Origin of the sequence: Methylotenera sp. N17 (genome assembly GCF_000799155.1) — a bacterium.
Lineage (GTDB): Bacteria > Pseudomonadota > Gammaproteobacteria > Burkholderiales > Methylophilaceae > Methylophilus.
Window position 1 is genome coordinate 66,230 of the sequence record NZ_JUGE01000001.1, and the last position, 19,690, is coordinate 85,919.

A 19,690-nucleotide genomic window follows, 5' to 3' on the forward strand; every position below is an offset into this window, starting at 1 on the left:
AAAGACATTAAGGTAAAGGAAATCAATCATGGCAAAAGGCAAATTTGAACGTACCAAGCCACATGTGAACGTCGGTACGATTGGTCACGTTGACCACGGTAAGACGACATTAACAGCGGCGATTACTACAGTATTGACCAAGAAATTTGGTGGTGAAGCCAAGGCTTACGATCAAATTGACGCGGCGCCAGAAGAAAAAGCACGTGGTATTACCATTAACACAGCACACGTTGAGTACGAGACAGCCACACGTCACTACGCACACGTAGACTGCCCAGGCCACGCCGACTATGTTAAAAACATGATTACCGGTGCTGCACAAATGGACGGCGCAATCTTAGTATGTTCAGCTGCTGACGGCCCAATGCCACAAACACGTGAACACATCCTGTTAGCGCGCCAAGTAGGTGTGCCATACATCGTTGTATTCCTGAACAAAGCAGACATGGTAGATGACGCTGAATTGTTAGAGTTGGTTGAAATGGAAGTACGTGACCTATTGTCTAAATACGACTTCCCAGGTGACGACACCCCAATCATCAAAGGCTCAGCTAAATTAGCTCTAGAAGGTGACCAATCACCAATCGGCGAACCAGCCATCTTCGCATTGGCTGACGCACTAGACAGCTACATCCCAATGCCAGAGCGTGCAGTTGACGGTACATTCCTGATGCCAGTAGAAGACGTATTCTCTATCTCTGGTCGCGGTACTGTAGTGACTGGCCGTATCGAACGCGGTATCGTTAAAGTAGGTGACGAGATCGAAATCGTTGGTATCAAAGACACATTAAAAACAACCTGTACAGGCGTTGAAATGTTCCGTAAGTTACTTGACCAAGGTCAAGCAGGTGACAACGTAGGTGTATTGTTACGTGGTACAAAACGTGAAGAAGTAGAACGCGGTCAAGTATTGGCTAAATCTGGTTCTATCAAACCACACACAAAATTCACAGCAGAAATCTACGTGTTGGGTAAAGATGAAGGTGGTCGTCATACACCATTCTTCCAAGGTTACCGTCCACAATTCTACTTCCGTACGACAGACGTAACGGGCGCTGTAGAATTGCCAGCAGGTACAGAAATGGTGATGCCAGGTGATAACGTATCGATCACTGTGACATTGATTGCCCCGATTGCGATGGAAGAAGGCTTACGCTTCGCGATTCGTGAAGGTGGTCGTACCGTTGGTGCTGGTGTGGTCGCTAAAGTCATCGCGTAATTTGTAGTTTAATTAAAGCGGCAGGCTGAAGTCTGCCGTTTCGCTCTTTATAAGGAAAAAAACATGGCTGCTCAAAAAATTCGTATTCGCTTAAAAGCATTTGACTATCGTTTGATTGATCAATCTGCTCAAGAGATTGTTGAAACTGCTAAGCGTACTGGCGCTGTGGTAAAAGGTCCTGTGCCATTGCCAACACGCATTGAACGCTTTGATATTTTGCGTTCACCACACGTGAACAAAACATCGCGTGACCAATTTGAAATCCGTACCCACCAACGTTTGATGGATATTGTGGATCCAACAGATAAAACTGTAGATGCTTTGATGAAATTGGATTTGCCAGCAGGTGTAGATGTAGAAATTAAGCTGTAATTACAACTAAATAATAGTTGTAAAATTTATGGGGGTTCGGTATAATCCGGCCTCTTTCATGGAAGTCGGTCAATTGTAATCGGCTTTTTTAACTAATAAATAAGGAATCGATCATGAGCTTAGGGCTTATTGGTCGCAAGGTGGGGATGACCCGCATCTTTACTGAGGAAGGCGCAAGCATTCCAGTAACGGTGCTAGAGGTTGTACCTAACCGTGTGACACAGATCAAGACTGTCGAAAGCGATGGCTATACAGGCCTTCAAGTTGCTTACGGCGAACGTCGTGCAAGCCGCATCAACAAAGCGCTAACTGGGCATTATGCCAAGGCTGGCGTGGCTGCTGGTGCAGGTATCAAAGAATTCAATGTTTCAGCAGATGTGCTTGGCAACTATCAGGTTGGTGGCAATGTTACTGTTGAAATTTTCTCTGCCGGCCAAATGGTGGATGTGACTGGTACGTCGATTGGTAAAGGGTTTGCTGGTGCTATCAAGCGCCACCACTTTAGCTCTAATCGTGCGTCACACGGTAACTCACGTTCACATAATGTGCCTGGCTCTATCGGTATGGCGCAAGATCCTGGTCGAGTATTCCCAGGTAAGCGTATGCCGGGTCATTTAGGTGATGTTAAAGTGACTACACAAAATCTAGAAGTAGTACGTGTGGATGCTGAGCGTAACCTCTTGTTGATTAAAGGTGCAATTCCTGGCTCTAAAGGTGGCGATGTTATTGTTCGCCCAGCTGTTAAAGCGAAAGGGGCTAAATAATGGAACTGAAATTAATCGATCAAAACGGTAAGGTTGCTAAAAAAGGCGTCGCTGTTTCTGATGTGACTTTTGGCCGGGAGTTTAACGAAGCTTTGGTGCATCAAGTGGTAGTAGCCTATATGGCGAATGCCCGTACAGCAACACGTGCTCAAAAAGGCCGTGATACTGTGGCGCATACTACACACAAACCTTATGCGCAAAAAGGCACTGGTAACGCACGTGCAGGTATGACTTCAAGCCCGATCTGGCGTGGAGGTGGTCGTGCATTCCCTAATTCCCCAAACGAGAACTTCAGCCACAAAGTAAACCGTAAGGCTTACCGTGCTGGTATGCAAACGATTCTGTCTGAGTTGGCACGTCAAGAGCGTATCGTGGTGGTGGAGGACTTTAAAGTCGAATCACCAAAAACCAAACAGTTCGTTGAGAAAATCAAGGGTCTTGGTTATGCGGAAGGTGTACTTCTGTTGACGGATGGTTTTGATGAAAACTTATATCTGTCATCACGTAATTTAACTAACGTGATGGTGGTGGAAGCGCAATATGCTGACCCAGTGAGCTTGGTGCGCTTTCCAAAAGTATTGGCCACTGCTGGTGCAGTGAAGAAACTTGAGGAGCTGTTAGCATGATGAACGCTATTACGAAAACTCAAGACCGTCTGTTGCAAGTGATCTTAGCGCCACAAATTACTGAAAAAGCAACTTATATTGCTGATAAGCATCAGCAAATCGCATTTAAAGTGCGCACAGATGCAACTAAAACTGAAATTAAAGCGGCTGTAGAGTTGGTCTTTAAAGTAGAAGTTGAAAAAGTTGCTGTGATTAATGTTGCAGGTAAGACAAAACGTGCCGGCCGCCGTATGGGTCAGCGTAGCGACTGGAAAAAAGCTTATGTAAGCTTGAAGCCAGGTCAAGAAATTAACTTCGCAGCGGGCGAATAAGGAGAGAAGACATGGCATTAGTTAAAGTCAAACCAACTTCCCCCGGCCGTCGTGGTGTATTGAAAGTTGTTACACCAGATTTGTACAAAGGCAAGCCACACGCGCCGCTGTTGGAAAGTCAAAGTAAAAACGCAGGCCGTAATAACAACGGTCGTATTACTACACGTCATCAAGGTGGTGGTCATAAACAGCATTACCGTTTAATCGACTTCCGTCGTAACAAAGATGGCATTCCGGCAACAGTTGAGCGTATTGAGTACGATCCAAATCGTACGGCTAATATTGCTTTATTGTGCTACGCAGATGGTGAGCGCCGTTACATTATTGCGCCGCGTGGTGTAGCTGCTGGCTCACAATTGGTGAGTGGTGCTGAAGCGCCAATCAAAGTGGGTAATGCATTGCCGTTGCGTAATATTCCTGTAGGTAGCACGATTCATTGTATTGAATTGCAGCCTGGTAAAGGTGCGCAAATTGCGCGTTCTGCAGGTACTTCTGTACAGCTATTAGCACGTGAAGGTGCGTATGCGCAGTTGCGTTTGCGCTCTGGTGAAGTGCGTCGCGTACATGTTGACTGTAAAGCAACATTAGGCGAAGTGGGTAATGAAGAGCATTCACTACGTTCAATTGGTAAAGCTGGTGCAATGCGCTGGCGTGGTGTTCGCCCAACCGTTCGCGGTGTGGTGATGAACCCGGTTGATCACCCGCACGGTGGTGGTGAAGGTAAAACAGCTGCTGGTATGAATCCAGTAAGCCCATGGGGTCTTAAAACTAAGGGTTATCGTACACGTAGTAATAAGCGTACTGATAACATGCGCGTTAGTCGTCGTCCAAGAAACGTAAGGTAATCGATATGGCACGTTCAATTAAAAAAGGCCCATTTGTAGATGGGCATTTGGTAAAAAAAGTAGAAGTTGCTGCGGCAGCTCGTGATCGCAAGCCAATTAAAACTTGGTCACGTCGTTCTACCATCTTGCCAAATTTTATTGGTTTAACCATCGCAGTGCACAATGGTAAGCAACATGTGCCTGTGTTGATTTCTGAAAACATGGTTGGTCACAAGCTCGGTGAATTTGCGTTAACACGTACATTCAAGGGTCACGCGGCTGATAAAAAAGCGAAGAAATAAGAGGCTAATGATGCAAGTAACTGCAATATTAAAAGGCGTTCACCTCTCTCCGCAAAAAGCGCGTTTGGTGGCCGATTTAGTACGTGGCAAGAAAGTAGATCATGCTTTGAATATTCTTAACTTCACCCCTAAAAAAGGTGCTGAGATTATTAAAAAAGTAGTGGAATCTGCAATTGCTAACGCTGAACACAATAATGGTGCTGATATTGATGAATTGAAGGTTACTTCAATTTATGTGGATAAAGGTATTGTGTTGAAAAGAATCCGTGCTCGCGCAAAAGGCCGCGCTGGGCGTATTACTAAACCAACCTGTCACATTCATGTGACAGTCGGCGACTCAAAGGCATAACATGGGACAAAAAATTCATCCAATTGGGTTCCGTTTGAGTGTTCAAAAAAATTGGGCCTCACGTTGGTACTCTAATAGCAAAAACTTTCCAGCGATGCTGCAGAGTGATATCAAAGTACGCGAATTCTTAAACAAGAAATTAGCAAGTGCAGCAGTGAGCAAGATTATTATTGAGCGTCCTGCAAAAAATGCAAAAATTACCATTTACAGTGCACGCCCAGGCGTGGTGATCGGTAAAAAAGGTGAAGACATTGAGTCATTGCGTTCTAGCTTGCAAGGTTTGATGGGCGTGCCTGTTCATTTAAATATCGAAGAAGTGCGTAAGCCGGAAATTGATGCGACATTGATTGCACAATCGATTGCACAACAACTAGAAAAGCGTGTGATGTTCCGTCGTGCCATGAAGCGTGCGATGCAAAATGCAATGCGTTTAGGCGCACAAGGCATCAAGATCATGAGTTCTGGTCGTTTGAACGGTATCGAGATTGCGCGTACTGAATGGTATCGCGAAGGTCGTGTGCCACTTCATACATTGCGTGCTGATATTGATTACGGTGTTGCTGAAGCGTCAACAACATACGGTATTATCGGTATTAAAGTATGGGTATTCAAAGGTGAAATTTTTGGTGATAACGCACAAGCACAAGCTGCGCAAGTGACTGCTGATGCTGAGCCAGAAAAAAAAGTAAGAAAGCCGAGGGCTAAAGATGCTACAACCGTCTAGACAAAAATACCGCAAGATGCAGAAAGGCCGTAACAAGGGCATTGCAACAACCGGTAATAAAGTAAGTTTTGGTGATTTTGGTTTAAAAGCCATTGGCCGCGGTCGTTTGACTGCACGTCAAATTGAGGCTGCACGTCGCGTGATGACACGTCACATTAAACGTGGTGGTCGTGTATGGATCCGTATTTTCCCAGATCAGCCAATTTCTAAAAAACCTGCTGAAGTACGTATGGGTAACGGTAAAGGTAGTACCGAGTACTACGTAGCACAAATCCAGCCAGGTAAAATGTTGTACGAAATGGATGGTGTGAGTGAAGAGTTGGCGCGCGAAGCGTTCAGACTGGCTGCTGCAAAGTTACCAATCGAAACGACCTTTATGACACGTCAAATTGGTAGTTAAGGAAAGGTAAGCTAAGATGAAAGCCACCGATTTAAGAGCAAAAAGTGTTGATGAGTTAAATGCTGAGTTGATTGAGTTGCGCCGTGCGCAATTCTCTCTACGTATGCAATTGGCAACGCAACAATTAAATAAAGTAGATCAGCTAGGTAAAGTGCGTAAAGATGTTGCGCGCGTTAAAACTGTATTGGCTGAGAAAGCGAAACAGGCATAAACATGACGGAAACAGCAAAAGTTGTACGTAGCTTAAGCGGTCGCGTAGTTAGCGATAAAATGGATAAAACCGTTACCGTGTTGGTTGAGCGTAAAGTTAAGCACCCAATGATTGGTAAAGTGGTTGTGAAATCAAATAAATTTCATGCCCATGATGAAAATAACGAGTGTAAAGAAGGTGACCTCGTGACTATCGTTGAGAGCCGTCCATTGTCTAAAACAAAGACATGGGTAGTGAGTAAAGTAGACGTAAAGGCTTAAGTCTTGAATGCCTAAAAATAGTTAGATATTCATCTTGCTATAGATGAAATCTATCAGTTATAATGTTGGACTTTTCGGCGCTCGTGTAACTTAATTTTAAGAAGCACATAAAGCAAGCGCCCCAATACTGACCGTGGTCTACTGGCCGTACTAAGATGCTAAGTCTTGTAACGGCCGGTGTTGGTTAAAACGGATTAAGTTGGAGATTATTCTCATGATTCAAATGCAGTCTCGGTTAGAAGTGGCCGATAACACTGGTGCGCGTTCAGTACAGTGCATTAAAGTGCTTGGCGGTTCAAAACGTCGTTACGCTAGCATAGGTGACATTATCAAGGTCAGCATCAAAGATGCTGCGCCGCGTGGTCGTGTAAAAAAAGGTGAGGTCTATAGTGCTGTAGTTGTACGTACAGCCAAAGGCGTGCGTCGTCCAGACGGTTCACTTGTAAAATTTGACACCAATGCCGCGGTTTTACTAAACAACAAATTAGAGCCAATTGGCACACGTATCTTTGGGCCGGTCACACGCGAATTGCGTAGTGAGCGTTTCATGAAGATTGTGTCTCTTGCGCCTGAAGTGTTGTAGTTCTAGGCATAAGGATAGTTAAGATGAGCAAAATTCATAAAGGCGACCAAGTAATCGTCAATACAGGTAAAGACAAAGGCAAGCGCGGTACAGTATTGCGCACGCTCGATTCTGGCCATGTGGTGGTTGAGGGCATTAATGTTGCAAAAAAACATGCCAAACCAAATCCGATGAAGGGTATCACTGGCGGTATCGTTAGCAAAGAAATGCCGATTGATGTTTCAAATGTTGCATTGTTCAATCCGGCGACGCAAAAAGCGGATCGCGTGGGTTTTAAAGTGTTAGAGGATGGCCGTAAGATTCGTGTTTACAAATCTAATGGCGAATCAGTGGACGCATAGGATAAATTATGGCGCGTTTAAAACAGTTTTATAAAGACTCAGTTGTAAACAAGATGACTGAGCAATTTGGTTACACTTCAGTGATGCAAGTGCCTCGCATTGAAAAAATCACCTTGAATATGGGCGTCGGCGAAGCGGTTGCTGATAAAAAAGTGATGGAACATGCAGTGGGCGACATGGAGAAGATTGCTGGTCAAAAAGCGATCGTGACCAAAGCCAAAAAATCAGTAGCTGCATTTAAGATTCGTGATGATTATCCTGTCGGTTGCAAAGTGACTTTGCGTCGTGAGCGTATGTACGAATTCTTAGATCGTCTGATTACTGTTGCTATTCCACGTATTCGTGACTTCCGTGGTATTTCTGGTAAATCTTTTGATGGCCGTGGTAATTACAACATGGGTGTAAAAGAGCAGATCATTTTCCCTGAAATCGAATACGATAAAATCGATGCCCTTCGCGGTATGAATATTACGATTACTACAACGGCTAAAACTGACGAAGAAGCGAAGGCATTGCTTGCTGCGTTTAGTTTCCCTTTTAGAGGTTAAGACATGGCTAAAACATGTATGACAGAACGCGAATTAAAACGTCGCGAAACCGTAAAGAAATTTGCAGCAAAGCGCGATGCTTTGAATGCCATCATCAATGATCAGCAAGCAAGTGCTGAAGATCGTCGTGATGCGCGTTTGAAATTGCAAGGTCTGCCACGTAACTCAAGCCCTGTGCGTTTGCGTAACCGTTGCGCATTAACAGGTCGCCCACGTGGTGTTTTCAGTAAATTTGGTATTGCGCGTAGTAAATTGCGCGATTTGATGATGAGTGGCCAAGTGCCAGGCGTCACCAAAGCTAGCTGGTAACGGAGGAGTAGATTTATGAGTATGAGTGATCCGATTGCCGATATGCTAACGCGTATTCGTAATGCGCAAAGTGTAAACAAATTAACCGTTTCTATGCCAGCATCAAAACTCAAAGGCGCTATTGCTAATGTGTTAAAAGATGAAGGTTACATCGAAGATTTTGCTGTACAAGCAAACGATGGTAAGCCGGTGTTGAATATCAGCTTGAAATACTACGCAGGTCGTCCCGTAATTGAGAAGATTGAGCGCGTAAGTAAGCCTGGTTTGCGTATTTACAAGGGTAGCCAAAACATCCCTAAAGTAATGAATGGTCTTGGTGTGACAATTGTGTCTACATCCAAGGGTGTAATGACAGATCGTAAAGCACAAGCAGCCGGTATCGGTGGCGAAGTGTTGTGCGTAGTGGCTTAAGGAGAAGCAAATGTCTCGTGTTGCTAAGAATCCTGTCGCCATTCCTGAAAAAGTGGAAGTGGTGTTAAATCCAACGCAAATTAACGTGAGTGGTCCATTGGGCAAGTTGTCTCATACGTTAACAGATGTGGTGACATTGACGCGTGATGGCGATGTGATCACAGTAAAAGCAAATAATGATACGCAGCATGCGCGTGCAATGTCAGGTACTTTACGTGCTTTGGTTGCCAACATGGTGCAAGGTGTGTCTGTAGGCTTTACTCGCAAACTAACTTTGGTTGGTGTTGGTTATAAAGCAAGTGCACAAGGTGCTGTGTTGAACTTGGAATTGGGTTATTCACACCCGATTAACCACAAGATGCCAGCCGGTGTCACCGTGCAAACGCCAACAGCAACAGAAGTTGTGTTGACTGGTGCAGACAAACAAGTGGTTGGTCAAGTAGCTGCACAAATTCGCTCATACAGAGCACCAGAGCCTTACAAAGGCAAGGGTGTGCGTTATGCAGATGAAGTGGTAGCTATTAAAGAAACCAAGAAAAAATAAGTAATTAGACTTAAAAACCTAAATTTAAACTAGGGCTTAGAAAATGAATAACGTAAATAACCGCTTGCGCCGTGCACGTAAAACCCGTGCCAAAATCGCCGAGTTAAAAGTTACACGTTTGAGCGTGCATCGAACAAATACGCATATTTATGCGCAAATTATTGCTGAAAGTGGCGATAAAGTGATTGTCAGTGCTTCAACAGTTGAGGCAGATGTGCGTAAAAAAGTTAAAAATGGTGGCAATGTAGAAGCTGCCGCTTTAATTGGCAAGCGTATTGCAGAGAAAGCAGTCAAAGCTGGTGTTACCACCGTTGCTTTTGATCGTTCAGGCTACAAATATCACGGCCGTATCAAAGCGTTGGCAGATGCTGCACGCGAAAACGGTTTGTCATTCTAAAAAGCGAGACAGATAATGGCTAGAGAAGTTGAACAACAACAGCAAACTGATGGTTTGCGTGAAAAAATGATCACAGTCAACCGTGTAAGCAAAACGGTTAAGGGTGGTCGTATCATGAGTTTCGCAGCATTGACTGTAGTCGGTGACGGCGATGGTGCTGTAGGCATGGGTAAAGGTAAAGCGCGTGAAGTGCCGGTTGCTGTACAAAAAGCAATGGACGAAGCACGTCGCGGCATGCTGAAAGTGAACTTGAACAACGGTACATTGCATCACGCAGTGACTGGTGTACACGGTGCGGCAAAAGTATTTATTCAGCCGGCTTCTGAAGGTACAGGCATTATCGCTGGTGGTGCAATGCGCGCTATCTTTGAGGTGATGGGTGTAACTAACGTGGTTGCTAAATGTATCGGTTCTACTAACCCTTACAACTTGGTGCGTGCGACTTTGAATGGTTTAGAGTCTATGAATACGCCAGCTGAAATTGCTGCTAAACGCGGTAAGTCTGTTGAAGATATTAGAGGTTAATCATGGCTAAAGCAAAAAAAGAAGTCTCCACTATCAAAGTGACGTTAGTACGTAGCTTGATTGGTCGTATTGAGGCGCATAAAGCCACTGTAAAAGGTTTGGGTTTACGTCGTATGCACCATACTGTGGAAGTTCAAGATACTCCAGCAATTCGCGGCATGATTAACGCCGTTAGCTATCTCTTAAAGGTAGAAGCATAATGCAATTAAATACGATTAAGCCTGCAGAAGGCGCAAAAAAAGAACGTCGCCGCGTTGGTCGTGGTATTGGTTCTGGTTTAGGTAAAACCGCAGGCCGTGGCCATAAAGGTCAAAAATCACGTACAGGTGGCTTTCATAAAGTAGGTTTTGAGGGCGGTCAAATGCCATTACAACGCCGTTTACCAAAGCGTGGTTTTAATTCCCTGACTAAAGGCAACACAGCGCGCGTACGCACTAGTGAGCTGTTGGAATTGGATGCAGACGTCATTGATATGTTGGCATTAAAAGCCGCTAAATTGGTATCTGGTAGTGTAAAAGCTGTCAAAGTATACCTGTCTGGTGAACTCAACAAAAAAGTGAAAGTACAAGGCTTGTTATTGACCAAGGGTGCACGTGCAGCCATTGAGTCAGCTGGCGGCCAAGTGATTGAAGCGTAATTAAAGAGACTCAGCTTTGGCACAAGACGGTATTTTAAGTACGATGAGTAAAATGAGTGAGCTGAAAAGCCGCTTATGGTTCGTGTTGGGCGCATTGGTTGTTTATCGATTGGGCGCCCATATTCCAGTGCCAGGTATTGATCCAACAATACTTAAGCAGCTGTTCGACTCTCAAAAAGACGGTATCTTGGGCATGTTCAACATGTTCTCGGGTGGTGCGTTGTCACGCTTTACCGTCTTTGCGTTAGGGATCATGCCTTACATTTCTGCATCTATTATTATGCAGTTGCTAACGGTGGTGTCACCTAAGTTGGAGCAGTTGAAAAAAGAAGGTGAAGCTGGCAGACGTCAGATTACTAAATATACGCGTTACGGTACTGTAGCGTTAGCAACCTTTCAGGCCTTGGGTATTGCCATTGCTTTGGAAGGTCAAGCTGGTCTTGTGTTAGACCCTGGCTTTAGTTTCAGATTGACTGCAGTGGTTACTTTAGTATGCGGTACGATGTTTTTGATGTGGCTGGGCGAACAAATTACTGAGCGTGGGATTGGTAATGGTATTTCTATTATCATTTTTGCCGGGATTGTAGCGGGCTTGCCGCATGCAGTAGGCAGCACATTGGAGTTAGCCAAAACGGGTGCGTTTTCAATCCCATTGGTGATGTTCTTGTTTGTGGCTATTTTATTGGTAACGGCGTTAGTGGTGTTTGTGGAACGTGGTCAACGTAAGATCACTGTGAATTACGCTAAACGTCAAGTAGGTAATAAGGTATTTGGTGGGCAAACAACACATTTGCCATTGAAGCTGAATATGGCAGGTGTGATTCCACCAATCTTTGCTTCAAGTATAATTTTGTTCCCAGCCACACTTGCTGGTTGGTTTGGTAGTAGCGAAAGTATGTATTGGTTGAAGGATATCAGCAGCAAGCTTGCACCTGGGCAACCGATTTATATTTTACTGTTCGCAGCAGCGATTATATTCTTCTGCTTCTTTTATACGGCGTTGGTATTCAACCCAAAAGAAACGGCAGATAACTTGAAGAAAAGTGGTGCTTTTGTACCTGGTATTCGTCCTGGTGAGCAGACCGCCAAGTACATCGATAAGATTATGGGGCGTTTGACTTTGGTAGGCGCGTTTTATATCACTTTAGTATGCTTGTTGCCTGAGTTTTTGATTTTGAAATTTAATACGCCGTTTTATTTTGGCGGGACGTCGTTGTTGATTATCGTTGTGGTAACGATGGACTTTATGACGCAAGTGCAATCTCATTTAATGTCTCATCAATATGAGGGGTTGCTCAAAAAAGCTAATTTTAAAGGTGGCGCCACAGCGCGTTAGCTAGAAGAAATATGGCGAAAGAAGACCGTATTGAGATGCAAGGTGAGATTCTTGAGAATCTCCCAAACGCCACTTTCAAGGTAAAACTAGAAAATGGTCACACAGTATTAGGTTATATTTCCGGAAAAATGCGCATGCATTACATTCGCATCCTACCGGGAGATAAGGTGACAGTTGAAATGACACCTTATGACTTAACAAGAGCGCGAATTACATTCCGCGTGAAGTAACTAAATTGATTTGGTAGCGAGAGGTAAATTATGAGAGTTCGTGCATCAGTAAAAACATTATGCCGTAACTGTAAAGTTGTGCGTCGTCGTGGCGTAGTACGTATTATTTGTACAGATCCACGCCATAAACAACGTCAAGGTTAATTGATGGTAACAGGCTGTTGTTAAGAATTGAATTATTCATTACAACCTGTTAAAATTTAAGGCTTTTTATTTGGTCGCTAGACATTGCGATTCGTTTTGGAGTTAAAGTATGGCTCGTATTGCTGGGGTAAATATCCCTAATAACAAACACGCAGAAATCGCGCTTACCGCGATTTATGGCATTGGTAGAAACACTGCTCAAAAAATTTGTGCGGCAGCAGGTGTTCTGGCAACTACTAAAGTAAAAGATCTGAATGACGCAGATGTTGAGAAACTTCGTGATGAAGTGGCGAAAGTTAAAGTTGAAGGTGACTTACGCCGTGAAATTTCTATGAATATCAAACGTCTGATGGACTTGGGTTGCTACCGTGGTGTGCGTCACCGCCGTGGGTTACCAGTACGTGGTCAACGTACTAAAACCAATGCACGTACACGCAAAGGCCCTGTTAAAGCTATTAAGCAAGCTAAATAGTGCATACATTAATCGTATAAATTTAAGTTAGATACATAGGTAAGGACAGTACAACATGGCAAAAGCTAATGTACGTGTAAGAAAAAAGGTTAAAAAGAACATTGCTGAAGGCATTGCCCACGTGCATGCTTCTTTTAACAATACAATTATTACAATCACTGATCGTCAAGGTAATGCGCTTTCATGGGCAACTTCAGGCGGTCAAGGCTTTAAAGGTTCACGTAAAAGTACGCCTTTTGCAGCACAGGTTGCGGCAGAAGTAGCTGGTAAATCAGCACAAGAATCTGGTGTTAAAAACTTAGAAGTGCGTATTAAAGGGCCAGGCCCTGGTCGTGAGTCAGCCGTGCGTGCATTAAATGCAGCAGGATTCAAAATCACGAGCATTACCGACGTGACACCTGTGCCACACAATGGCTGCCGTCCACCGAAAAAACGTCGCATTTAAGCGAATAAAGATTACTGGAGAATATTTTGGCTAGAAATTTAGACCCTAAATGCCGTCAATGCCGCCGTGAAGGTGAAAAACTGTTTTTGAAAGCTGAAAAATGCTTTACAGACAAATGTGCAATTGAAAAGCGCAATTTTGCCCCTGGTCAACACGGTCAACGCCGTAACTCACGTTTGTCAGACTACGGTGTGCAATTACGTGAAAAGCAAAAAGTACGTCGTATCTATGGTGTATTAGAAGCACAATTCCGCAGCTACTACGCTGAGGCAGATCGTAAAAAAGGTATTACAGGTGAAAACTTGTTGCAATTGTTAGAGTGTCGTTTGGACAACGTTGCATACCGTATGGGTCTAGGTGGTTCACGCACTGAAGCGCGTCAAATTGTGCGTCATAACAGTATTTTGGTAAATGGTAAACGTGTCAATATTCCTTCATACCAAGTAAAAGCGGGTGATGTGGTGTCTGTAGCTGAAGCGTCTAAACAACAGTTGCGTATTAAAGCTGCATTAGAAGCTGCAGAACAACGTGGTTTCCCTGAGTGGTTAGAAGTAGATGTGAAATCATTAAGTGGTAAGTTTAAAGCTAAACCACAACGTGATGAATTACCTGCAACCATCAATGAATCATTGGTTGTCGAGTTGTATTCTAAGTAATTTAGTGGTGTTCGTACTTAGTTATTACTCTTAACCTATTCATTCAAGGAAGTTTATGCAAAATAGTCCAACAGAATATTTGAAACCACGTGTTGTTGATGTAGAAGTGATTACACCTTTACGTGCTCGCGTTACGCTTGAGCCGATGGAGCGTGGTTTTGGCTATACATTAGGCAATGCGTTGCGTCGTGTATTGTTGTCGTCCATTCCTGGCTTCGCCATTACTGAAGTGAAAATTGATGGTGTGGTACATGAGTACTCAACAATTGATGGTGTGCAAGAAGATGTTGTAGACATCTTATTGAACCTTAAAGGCGTGGCACTAAAACTCAATACTAAATCAGAAACGATTTTGGTATTGAACAAGTCTGGCGAAGGCGTTGTTACAGCTGCCGATTTTGAAACTGGCCATGATGCTGAGATCGTGAATCCGAACCATGTTATTGCCCACTTAACCAAAGGTGGCAAGCTGAATTTGGAGGTGAAAGTGGAAATGGGTCGTGGTTATCAACCTGTTCCAGCACGCCAAAAAGTGAACCAAGAAGACCGCGTATTGGGCTTCATTATGGTAGATGCATCGTTCAGCCCAATCAATAAAGTGAGCTATCACGTTGAAAGTGCGCGTGTTGAGCAACGTACCGACTTAGACAAGTTGATTATGGATGTTGAAACCAATGGCATTATTGAGCCTGAACAAGCGATTCGCGATGCGGCTCGTATTTTGATTGGCCAATTGTCTGTGTTTGCAAACTTAGAGGGTGCACCTAGCGAAGTGGAAGTGAAATCTGCTCCGCAAGTAGATCCAATCCTGTTGCGTCCAGTAGATGATTTGGAATTGACAGTACGTTCAGCCAATTGCTTAAAAGCAGAAAATATTTTCTACATTGGTGATTTGATCCAACGTACCGAAAATGAGTTATTAAAAGCGCCTAACTTGGGCCGTAAATCACTCAATGAAATTAAAGATGTGTTAGCTTCTAAAGGCTTAACACTTGGCATGAAGCTTGAAAACTGGCCACCAGTTGGCTTAGAAAAAGCTTAATCCGTTTATTTGCAGTTAAAAGTTTAAGGAAGTTACTATGCGTCACGGTAATAGCAATCGTAAGTTAAATCGTACTAGCAGCCATAGAGCCGCTATGTTCCGTAACATGTCAGTTTCATTGTTGCGTCATGAAGTGATTAGAACCACTTTGCCTAAAGCAAAAGAGTTGCGCAAATATGCTGAGCCGCTCATTACTTTGGGTAAAGATGCAACATTGGCAAACCGCCGTTTGGCTTTTAGTCGCTTGCGTGATCGTGATATCGTTACTAAATTGTTCGGTGAATTAGGCCCACGTTACAATGCACGCAATGGCGGGTACTTACGTATCTTGAAATGCGGATTCCGTAATGGCGACAATGCGCCGATGGCCTATGTTGAGTTGGTTGATCGTCCAGACAACACGACAGAAGCAGTCACAGTAGAGTAATTGTTAAATTGCGATGTCAGTAAAAAGCCAGCCTATGCTGGCTTTTTTATTTTATACGCTAAGGTTTATTCTATTAACTTTAAAATATCTGAAGTGCTAAACGGCCAGTTTAATTCAGCCTGAGTGTCTAGACGTTTTAACACTGGGATAGTTGTGCCGTAGCGCGTGACAAGGTCGTCATCGTTAGCAATTTCAATCATTTGCACTGTAAGATTTATTTCATCTAGCATGGCTTCTGCCAACTCACATAAGTGGCAAGCATATGTTGTATAAAGTTGAATCATTAAATGTTGTGGGTTGTCCAAATTGATGCATTATTTCTAGTGGTTTTCATCGATTTTAATCTAAATTAAATCATAATAACGTATTGAGAAAAATAATACCTATCCTGGGATTGTGATGTCAGACAAACAAGAAATCAAAGAAAGCTTAAGCGAGAGCCTGCAACAGGTGATCTCGTTATTAGAAAAGCACAAGTTGGTGGAAAGTCTTGTACATAAGCAGGATATGCCTAAGCACGATCTGGTAGAAAGCTTGGTACATAAGCAAAATCTCAGCGAGTTGCAAAAGAAATTAGATGTACTCCACCCGGCAGACGTAGCCTATATTCTTGAGGCGCTACCCCTTGACGACCGCCTGAAAGTCTGGGATTTGGTTAAAGCTGAGCGCGATGGTGAAATTCTGCTAGAAGTGTCTGACGCAGTGCGTCAGACCTTGATTGCCGACATGGATAGCCAAGAATTGTTGGCAGCAGCAGAGCAGTTAGATACCGATGAACTGGCTGATTTGGCGCCGGACTTACCGAAAGATGTGTTGCAAGACCTGATGTTCAGCCTGGATACGCAGAACAGAGAGCGATTGCAGTCCGCGCTGTCATACCCAGATGATGCAGTTGGCGCGTTGATGGACTTTGATATTGTGACCATACGTGAAGACATCACGCTGGAGGTTGCGTTACGTTACCTCCGTAGATTGGGCTCACTGCCAGACCATACTGATAAACTGTTTGTGGTCGATCGTTCTGATATCTTGCGCGGCGTGTTGCCACTCAAACGTATGGTGGTGCACGAGCTAGATGTGAATGTTGCGGACGTGATGGCTGCCGATGCTGTCGTGTTTCATCCAGAGGATGTGGCGGATGAGGCGGCAAAAGCGTTTGAGCGTTATGACTTGGTGACGGCGCCCGTTGTGGACAGTAATAATAAGTTAGTTGGGCGTATTACGGTGGATGCGGTAATGGACTTTATCCGTGATGAAGCGGAATCCGACAAGCTCTCGATGGCGGGTTTGCGTGAGGAAGAAGACTTTTTTGCTTCAGTGTGGAAATCTGTGCAGAACCGTTGGGCATGGTTGGCCATCAATTTAATTACAGCATTAATCGCATCGCGTGTGATTGGCTTGTTTGAGGGATCTATCGAGAAAATTGTCGCGTTGGCCGCATTAATGCCGATCGTGGCGGGTATTGGTGGTAACTCGGGTAACCAAACCACAACGATGATTGTGCGAGGCTTAGCGCTAGGTCAAATTTCATCACACAATATGAATTCGCTCATTCAAAAGGAATTGGGTGTAGCGCTATTGAATGGTTTGATTTGGGGCGGTGTACTTGGGTTGATTGCCTATATTCTTTATGGAAATTATGAACTAGGCCTTGTGATGATGAGTGCAATGACACTCAACTTATTGCTGGCGGCCATTATGGGCGTCATGATTCCATTGGTCATGAATAAGTTTGGGCGCGATCCTGCAGTGGGGTCAAGCGTATTGATTACCGCCATGACAGATAGTGGCGGATTTATGATCTTTTTGGGCTTGGCCACCATCTTTTTGCTATAAATAACTGATATCACCTTTATGACGAATCCAGAAATAGAACTGATTTGGCAAGAAATTATGGCGGATTTCTCATCGCCAGCAGCGCTTTGGCAGTTGCTAATTATTGTGCTTGCCGTGGGGACTGCATTTGCAATCAATGGTGCATTGCGTGCTTATTTCATGAACCGGTTACAAGACAGTACCAAGCCTGTGCTGGGGGTTGTTAATCGTATTCTGTTCCCAATCAGCGCATTAATCATGGTGGGGCTTGCACGCTACATTTGCGCAGAGTGGATGCATGTCGGCATGCTTAGAATCGCAAGTAGACTATTGTTGGCAATGGCGGTGATTAGGGTGCTGGTGTATGCACTACGCTATATTTTTTCACCTAGCGGTTGGCTTAAAACATTAGAGCATGTGATTGCATGGGGGATCTGGCTACTGGTAGCGCTGCACTTGAGCGGTATTCTGCCGGAAATCGCTTTGGCGCTAGAAGATGTGAAGTTTAATATTGGTAAAAACCCGGTCAATCTATTGGTGGTATTACAAGGGATGCTCACTGTGGTGGCGACTATCTTTGTTGCGCTGTGGTTAAGTCGGCTCATTGAAAATAAGCTGATGCGTGCAGACCAAATCAATATCAATATGCGCGTAGTGCTCAGTAAGCTGGTGCGTATTGTATTCATCTTTCTAGCAGTGTTAATCGCCTTGTCAGCCGTTGGGCTCGATATCACACTGCTTTCCGTATTTGGTGGTGCTCTAGGTGTGGGGCTTGGTTTTGGCTTACAAAAAATCGCCAGCAACTATGTGAGCGGATTTATTATCCTGGTCGACCATTCGGTGCAGATTGGCGATTTAATTACGGTAGCTACGCATTACGGTGTTGTTAAAGAGCTGCGTTCACGCTACATGACACTGCGTAAGTTGGATGGCACAGAGGTGATTATTCCGAATGAGATGATGATTACTGAAGTGGTCATCAATCATACCTCGGCAGAACATAAGGGCCGGATACAAATGCCGATCCAAGTGGCTTACGATGCTGACCTAGATCAAGTCATTAAGCTCATGCGTAGTGTTGCAGAACAGCATTCGCGCACGCTTAAAACCAGTAACGTGGATGTGCATGTGAAAGGGTTTGGTGAAAGTGGTATTGATATGATGCTTTCATTCTGGGTGGCCGATCCTGAAGAGGGTTCTTCGGCATTGCAATCCGAGCTATATCAGAATATTTGGAAGTTATTTAAAGCCAATGGGATTGGTATTCCATACCCACAACGTGAGATTCGTTTGCTGAATACAAGTGTCTCACCAGAGTAATCTGGCGCGGCTGGATATAGATAATAAAAAAGCCCGTTAATTTAACGGGCTTTTTTATGACTTAAATAATGATTATTTAAGTTTAGTTTCCTTGTACATTACGTGTTTACGTGCCACTGGATCAAATTTTTTGATTTCCATTTTTTCTGGCATTGTACGTTTGTTTTTAGTAGTGGTATAGAAATGACCTGTACCAGCACTTGATTCTAATTTGATTTTTTCGCGCATTGCTTATGCTCCTTAGATTTTTTCGCCAGCAGCACGCAATTTTGCGAGCACAGCGTCAATGCCGTTTTTGTCGATAGTGCGCAAAGCCGCATTGGTAATACGCATGCTTACCCAACGGTTTTCACTCTCAACCCAGAATTTACGGTTTTGTAAATTTGGTAAAAAACGACGTTTTGTTTTGTTTTGTGCGTGAGAAACATTGTTGCCCACCATTGGTTTTTTGCCTGTTACCTGACATACACGTGCCATAATGACTCCTGAGACAAAATTGTCTTCAATACTTTGCTTTTTTAGAAAGACGGCAATTATAGTATGAAAACGATAATGTTTTCAAGCTAAATAGCTTAATTTGCTAATTATTTTCGTTACTAGAGTTAATGTTTACCAGTACTACCAAAGCCACCTTCACCACGGTCGCTTTGCGCAAACTCATCCACGATATGAAAGTCGGCCTGCACCACAGGCACAATCACCAATTGAGCGATGCGTTCCATCGGGTTCAGAATAAACGCCTCTTTGCTGCGGTTCCAGCAAGACACGAGCAATTGCCCTTGATAGTCTGAATCAATCAGCCCAACCAAATTGCCAAGCACGATGCCGTGTTTATGGCCTAAGCCGGAGCGTGGCAGAATCAGTGCCGCATAGTAGGTGTTGTCGATATGAATCGCCATGCCTGTTGGAATCATGATGGTCTCGCCCGGTTGTATGCTTTGTGTATGATCAATACAGGCACGCAAATCCAAACCGGCGGAACCGGGAGTGGCATAGCTGGGCATCATATGGTGGAGGCGATTATCAAGAATTTTTAGATCAACGGTAATGGACATAACGATGGTTTTTGTTTGAGCTGATGAGAATGTATTATTAAACACTAATTGCCTGTGAAAAGCACTAGACAATAAAAAAGCCAGTTCAAAT

36 protein-coding genes are annotated in these 19,690 nt (G+C 44.0%); 32 read left to right on the plus strand and 4 right to left on the minus strand.

Translation table 11 applies throughout. The annotated features are described in order from the left end of the window. Positions 1-28: 28 nt before the first annotated feature. The 30 genes from tuf (at position 29) to rplQ (ending at position 15,409) form a co-directional block, all read left to right on the plus strand. Positions 29-1,219 (plus strand): elongation factor Tu, encoded by a 1,191-nt coding sequence (tuf, locus tag FG11_RS00370; protein ID WP_020183638.1) that lies wholly within the window; start codon positions 29-31, stop codon positions 1,217-1,219. A 63-nt stretch (positions 1,220-1,282) separates the two neighbouring features. After that, the gene (gene rpsJ, locus FG11_RS00375) at positions 1,283-1,591 is read left to right on the plus strand and encodes a 30S ribosomal protein S10 (protein ID WP_020166880.1); all 309 of its coding nucleotides are present in this window, start codon (positions 1,283-1,285) and stop codon (positions 1,589-1,591) included. 113 nt (positions 1,592-1,704) lie between these two features. Then, positions 1,705-2,355, plus strand: a complete 651-nt coding sequence (rplC, locus tag FG11_RS00380; protein ID WP_020183650.1) for a 50S ribosomal protein L3 — start codon at positions 1,705-1,707, stop codon at positions 2,353-2,355. Beyond that, positions 2,355-2,981, plus strand: coding sequence for a 50S ribosomal protein L4 (gene rplD / locus FG11_RS00385; RefSeq protein ID WP_020183651.1), 627 nt, complete (start codon positions 2,355-2,357; stop codon positions 2,979-2,981). The genes rplC and rplD overlap by 1 nt, the downstream gene beginning before the upstream one ends. Then, a complete protein-coding gene (gene rplW, locus FG11_RS00390; RefSeq protein WP_020183652.1) occupies positions 2,978-3,292 on the plus strand; it encodes a 50S ribosomal protein L23 in 315 nt (104 codons plus the stop codon). Before rplD ends, rplW begins: the two co-directional genes overlap by 4 nt. A gap of 11 nt (positions 3,293-3,303) precedes the next feature. Continuing rightward, positions 3,304-4,137 (plus strand): 50S ribosomal protein L2, encoded by an 834-nt coding sequence (rplB, locus tag FG11_RS00395; protein WP_020183653.1) that lies wholly within the window; start codon positions 3,304-3,306, stop codon positions 4,135-4,137. 5 nt (positions 4,138-4,142) lie between these two features. Further along, the gene (gene rpsS, locus FG11_RS00400; RefSeq protein WP_020183654.1) at positions 4,143-4,418 is read left to right on the plus strand and encodes a 30S ribosomal protein S19; all 276 of its coding nucleotides are present in this window, start codon (positions 4,143-4,145) and stop codon (positions 4,416-4,418) included. A 10-nt stretch (positions 4,419-4,428) separates the two neighbouring features. Continuing rightward, positions 4,429-4,767: a 50S ribosomal protein L22 gene (rplV, locus tag FG11_RS00405; RefSeq protein WP_020183655.1), complete on the plus strand. Its 339-nt coding sequence runs from the start codon at positions 4,429-4,431 to the stop codon at positions 4,765-4,767. A 1-nt stretch (position 4,768) separates the two neighbouring features. Beyond that, the gene (gene rpsC, locus FG11_RS00410; RefSeq protein ID WP_020183656.1) at positions 4,769-5,491 is read left to right on the plus strand and encodes a 30S ribosomal protein S3; all 723 of its coding nucleotides are present in this window, start codon (positions 4,769-4,771) and stop codon (positions 5,489-5,491) included. Then, positions 5,475-5,891, plus strand: a complete 417-nt coding sequence (rplP, locus tag FG11_RS00415) for a 50S ribosomal protein L16 (RefSeq protein WP_020166872.1) — start codon at positions 5,475-5,477, stop codon at positions 5,889-5,891. The genes rpsC and rplP overlap by 17 nt, the downstream gene beginning before the upstream one ends. A 16-nt stretch (positions 5,892-5,907) precedes the next feature. Then, positions 5,908-6,102, plus strand: a complete 195-nt coding sequence (gene rpmC, locus FG11_RS00420) for a 50S ribosomal protein L29 (protein ID WP_015831303.1) — start codon at positions 5,908-5,910, stop codon at positions 6,100-6,102. A 2-nt stretch (positions 6,103-6,104) separates the two neighbouring features. After that, positions 6,105-6,362, plus strand: coding sequence for a 30S ribosomal protein S17 (gene rpsQ / locus FG11_RS00425; protein WP_020183657.1), 258 nt, complete (start codon positions 6,105-6,107; stop codon positions 6,360-6,362). A 214-nt stretch (positions 6,363-6,576) separates the two neighbouring features. After that, the gene (gene rplN / locus FG11_RS00430) at positions 6,577-6,945 is read left to right on the plus strand and encodes a 50S ribosomal protein L14 (protein WP_020183658.1); all 369 of its coding nucleotides are present in this window, start codon (positions 6,577-6,579) and stop codon (positions 6,943-6,945) included. A gap of 23 nt (positions 6,946-6,968) precedes the next feature. Continuing rightward, on the plus strand, positions 6,969-7,286 hold the full coding sequence (rplX, locus tag FG11_RS00435) for a 50S ribosomal protein L24 (RefSeq protein WP_020183659.1): 318 nt from the start codon (positions 6,969-6,971) through the stop codon (positions 7,284-7,286). 8 nt (positions 7,287-7,294) lie between these two features. After that, positions 7,295-7,834 (plus strand): 50S ribosomal protein L5, encoded by a 540-nt coding sequence (gene rplE / locus FG11_RS00440; RefSeq protein WP_047532517.1) that lies wholly within the window; start codon positions 7,295-7,297, stop codon positions 7,832-7,834. Positions 7,835-7,837: 3 nt separating this feature from the next. After that, complete coding sequence (gene rpsN, locus FG11_RS00445) at positions 7,838-8,143, plus strand: 30S ribosomal protein S14 (RefSeq protein WP_025223666.1); 306 nt, start codon at positions 7,838-7,840, stop codon at positions 8,141-8,143. A gap of 15 nt (positions 8,144-8,158) precedes the next feature. Further along, the gene (gene rpsH, locus FG11_RS00450) at positions 8,159-8,554 is read left to right on the plus strand and encodes a 30S ribosomal protein S8 (RefSeq protein WP_020183662.1); all 396 of its coding nucleotides are present in this window, start codon (positions 8,159-8,161) and stop codon (positions 8,552-8,554) included. 10 nt (positions 8,555-8,564) lie between these two features. Beyond that, a complete protein-coding gene (gene rplF, locus FG11_RS00455) occupies positions 8,565-9,098 on the plus strand; it encodes a 50S ribosomal protein L6 (protein ID WP_020183663.1) in 534 nt (177 codons plus the stop codon). A gap of 43 nt (positions 9,099-9,141) precedes the next feature. Further along, complete coding sequence (gene rplR / locus FG11_RS00460) at positions 9,142-9,495, plus strand: 50S ribosomal protein L18 (protein WP_020183664.1); 354 nt, start codon at positions 9,142-9,144, stop codon at positions 9,493-9,495. Positions 9,496-9,510: 15 nt separating this feature from the next. Then, positions 9,511-10,020, plus strand: coding sequence for a 30S ribosomal protein S5 (gene rpsE, locus FG11_RS00465; RefSeq protein ID WP_020183665.1), 510 nt, complete (start codon positions 9,511-9,513; stop codon positions 10,018-10,020). A gap of 2 nt (positions 10,021-10,022) precedes the next feature. Beyond that, on the plus strand, positions 10,023-10,220 hold the full coding sequence (rpmD, locus tag FG11_RS00470; protein WP_020183666.1) for a 50S ribosomal protein L30: 198 nt from the start codon (positions 10,023-10,025) through the stop codon (positions 10,218-10,220). Next, positions 10,220-10,657, plus strand: coding sequence for a 50S ribosomal protein L15 (gene rplO / locus FG11_RS00475; protein ID WP_020183667.1), 438 nt, complete (start codon positions 10,220-10,222; stop codon positions 10,655-10,657). The genes rpmD and rplO overlap by 1 nt, the downstream gene beginning before the upstream one ends. A 16-nt stretch (positions 10,658-10,673) precedes the next feature. Then, positions 10,674-11,993: a preprotein translocase subunit SecY gene (gene secY, locus FG11_RS00480; protein WP_020183668.1), complete on the plus strand. Its 1,320-nt coding sequence runs from the start codon at positions 10,674-10,676 to the stop codon at positions 11,991-11,993. Between the two features lie 11 nt (positions 11,994-12,004). Beyond that, complete coding sequence (gene infA, locus FG11_RS00485) at positions 12,005-12,223, plus strand: translation initiation factor IF-1 (protein ID WP_020183669.1); 219 nt, start codon at positions 12,005-12,007, stop codon at positions 12,221-12,223. A gap of 30 nt (positions 12,224-12,253) precedes the next feature. Continuing rightward, the gene (rpmJ, locus tag FG11_RS13365) at positions 12,254-12,367 is read left to right on the plus strand and encodes a 50S ribosomal protein L36 (protein ID WP_081620790.1); all 114 of its coding nucleotides are present in this window, start codon (positions 12,254-12,256) and stop codon (positions 12,365-12,367) included. 109 nt (positions 12,368-12,476) lie between these two features. Next, the gene (gene rpsM / locus FG11_RS00490; protein WP_020183670.1) at positions 12,477-12,839 is read left to right on the plus strand and encodes a 30S ribosomal protein S13; all 363 of its coding nucleotides are present in this window, start codon (positions 12,477-12,479) and stop codon (positions 12,837-12,839) included. Between the two features lie 55 nt (positions 12,840-12,894). After that, the gene (rpsK, locus tag FG11_RS00495) at positions 12,895-13,284 is read left to right on the plus strand and encodes a 30S ribosomal protein S11 (RefSeq protein ID WP_020166857.1); all 390 of its coding nucleotides are present in this window, start codon (positions 12,895-12,897) and stop codon (positions 13,282-13,284) included. Positions 13,285-13,310: 26 nt separating this feature from the next. Beyond that, on the plus strand, positions 13,311-13,940 hold the full coding sequence (gene rpsD / locus FG11_RS00500) for a 30S ribosomal protein S4 (RefSeq protein WP_020183671.1): 630 nt from the start codon (positions 13,311-13,313) through the stop codon (positions 13,938-13,940). A gap of 55 nt (positions 13,941-13,995) precedes the next feature. Then, positions 13,996-14,982 carry a DNA-directed RNA polymerase subunit alpha gene (locus FG11_RS00505; protein WP_020183672.1) on the plus strand — a complete coding sequence of 329 codons (987 nt, stop codon included), beginning with the start codon at positions 13,996-13,998 and terminating at the stop codon, positions 14,980-14,982. A gap of 37 nt (positions 14,983-15,019) precedes the next feature. Beyond that, positions 15,020-15,409: a 50S ribosomal protein L17 gene (gene rplQ / locus FG11_RS00510; RefSeq protein WP_020183673.1), complete on the plus strand. Its 390-nt coding sequence runs from the start codon at positions 15,020-15,022 to the stop codon at positions 15,407-15,409. 65 nt (positions 15,410-15,474) lie between these two features. Here rplQ and FG11_RS00515 read toward each other — a convergent pair whose 3' ends face one another. Continuing rightward, positions 15,475-15,693, minus strand: a complete 219-nt coding sequence (locus FG11_RS00515; RefSeq protein WP_047535582.1) for a glutaredoxin family protein — start codon at positions 15,691-15,693, stop codon at positions 15,475-15,477. Between the two features lie 115 nt (positions 15,694-15,808). Between FG11_RS00515 and mgtE the strand changes: the two genes are divergently transcribed. After that, positions 15,809-17,245, plus strand: coding sequence for a magnesium transporter (gene mgtE, locus FG11_RS00520; RefSeq protein ID WP_020183675.1), 1,437 nt, complete (start codon positions 15,809-15,811; stop codon positions 17,243-17,245). 18 nt (positions 17,246-17,263) lie between these two features. Further along, positions 17,264-18,544: a mechanosensitive ion channel family protein gene (locus FG11_RS00525; protein WP_047532519.1), complete on the plus strand. Its 1,281-nt coding sequence runs from the start codon at positions 17,264-17,266 to the stop codon at positions 18,542-18,544. A 72-nt stretch (positions 18,545-18,616) separates the two neighbouring features. Here the strand turns inward: FG11_RS00525 and rpmG are convergent, their stop codons facing one another. The 3 genes from rpmG to dut form a co-directional block, all read right to left on the minus strand. Beyond that, positions 18,617-18,772: a 50S ribosomal protein L33 gene (gene rpmG, locus FG11_RS00530; RefSeq protein WP_013441158.1), complete on the minus strand. Its 156-nt coding sequence runs from the start codon at positions 18,770-18,772 to the stop codon at positions 18,617-18,619. 12 nt (positions 18,773-18,784) lie between these two features. Beyond that, positions 18,785-19,021, minus strand: a complete 237-nt coding sequence (gene rpmB, locus FG11_RS00535; RefSeq protein ID WP_020183677.1) for a 50S ribosomal protein L28 — start codon at positions 19,019-19,021, stop codon at positions 18,785-18,787. Positions 19,022-19,146: 125 nt separating this feature from the next. Beyond that, on the minus strand, positions 19,147-19,599 hold the full coding sequence (gene dut / locus FG11_RS00540; RefSeq protein ID WP_025223670.1) for a dUTP diphosphatase: 453 nt from the start codon (positions 19,597-19,599) through the stop codon (positions 19,147-19,149). Positions 19,600-19,690: the final 91 nt, after the last annotated feature.